The sequence below is a fragment of the Pseudoalteromonas sp. bablab_jr011 genome (assembly GCF_016464045.1).
In the GTDB taxonomy this organism is placed as follows: Bacteria; Pseudomonadota; Gammaproteobacteria; order Enterobacterales; family Alteromonadaceae; genus Pseudoalteromonas; species Pseudoalteromonas lipolytica.
In genome coordinates this window covers 1-1,692 of record NZ_JACDWU010000024.1, presented here as the reverse complement: position 1 = coordinate 1,692, position 1,692 = coordinate 1, and the positions used below count along the sequence as shown (strand labels likewise).

The following is a 1,692-nucleotide window of genomic DNA, read 5'->3' as shown; positions in this document are numbered from 1 at the left end:
CAGACTGTGTGAAAACTCTGATCACCTTTTGGTCTAAGTATGTTCTGCTTATGATCTATTAATCTATACATTTAGTTCACTTAATATACTGATATTTATATAATTAGACTATTGATTCAGTTGAGGGTTGAGGCAGTATGTCAAAGTTTATAAGCGGTGAAAGTCGTGACCAATCAACGTTATTTCCAGAATCGTTGGAAGACTACGTCAGTGAAGATAATACGGTCAGAGTGATTGATGTTTTCATTGAGGAACTAAATCTAGCTGAATTGGAGTTTAAAGGGTTAACTTTAAAGTCCACAGGCCGCCCTAAGTATCATCCAGCCACATTATTAAAACTGTATCTTTATGGTTACCTCAACCGTATTCAATCATCCCGCCGATTAGAAACCGAATGCCAACGCAATATTGAACTGATGTGGCTACTTGGTAAGTTGGCACCCGACTTTAAAACGATTGCTGATTTTAGAAAAGACAACGGAGATGGTATAAAAAATGTGTGCAAAACGTTTGTTGAAGTCTGCCGTCGTCTGAATATGTTTGAGAAACCAGTTGTTGCCATCGATGGTAGTAAGTTTAAAGCTAGCAACAACAAAGGCAATAATTTTACGCCAAGCAAAGTTAAATTCCACATCGACCGAGTCGAAAAGAATATTGAACGTTACCTTGAATTACTTGATGAAGCCGATAAAGAGCAAGCTAACGTCACAAAAATTAAAGCCACAAAAGATAGGCTAGCTGACTTTCGCAGCCAGTTAAAAAAACTACACGAGATTAAAGAACAAGTTGAAGCTCATCCTGACAAGCAAATATCCACTACTGATCCTGATTCACGTTTAATGAAAACTCAAGGTTTTACAAGAGTTGTGAGTTATAACGTGCAAAGTGCGGTTGATACCAAGCACCACCTTATAGTGGCGCATGAGGTGACCAACGTGCCAGATAGAGGCCAGCTTGCGTCAATGACAAAACTCGCACAAAAAGCATTGCGCAAGGAAGATATAAGGGTATTAGCAGATAAAGGTTACTTCAGTCAGCCCGATATAAAAGATACTATCGATTTGGGTGCAGAGCCAATCATGCCCAAGACGGATACATCGTCCTCTGAAAAGAAAGGGATATTTAACCGCTCACTCTTCAAATACGATGCAAATAAAGATATTTACTTATGCCCCGCTGGTAATGAACTTCAAAATCGAATGCAGGTATTTGAGCAAGGTAAATACCTTGATGTTTACTTCAATCACATTGCTTGTCGAGATTGTAAAATAAGAAGTCAGTGCACTAACTCTAAAAAAGACCCTAGGCGAATAAGGCGGTGGGTGCATGAGATTCTGACAGAAGAAATGCTTCAAAAGCTAAAGAATGAACCTGAATTGATGCTTCATCGCAAGCAAACTGTTGAGCACCCCTTTGGCACAATTAAACTCTGGATGGGAGCTACCCACTTACTAACACGAGGTTTAAAAAGCGTGGGGACAGAAATAAGTCTTCATGTCCTAGCTTACAACTTCAGAAGAATGATAACAATTATGGGAGTTAACGGCCTAAGTAAAGCAATTAGAGTAGCGTTGCCATAGCAGTTTCGCTCGCGCGGAGAAAATTGCGATACTGAGAAAAAATCGATCGCAACCATCTTAAATGGTTTCAAACTAAGAACATACCCAAGACAATTTATTAAAAATTAGTTTT

At 39.0% G+C, this 1,692-nt stretch carries 1 protein-coding gene; it reads left to right on the top strand.

Translation table 11 applies throughout. The annotated features are described in order from the left end of the window. Nucleotides 1-137 precede the first annotated feature (137 nt). Nucleotides 138-1,580: an IS1182 family transposase gene (locus JIG41_RS00655; protein WP_004589456.1), complete on the top strand. Its 1,443-nt coding sequence runs from the start codon at nt 138-140 to the stop codon at nt 1,578-1,580. Nucleotides 1,581-1,692 lie beyond the last annotated feature (112 nt).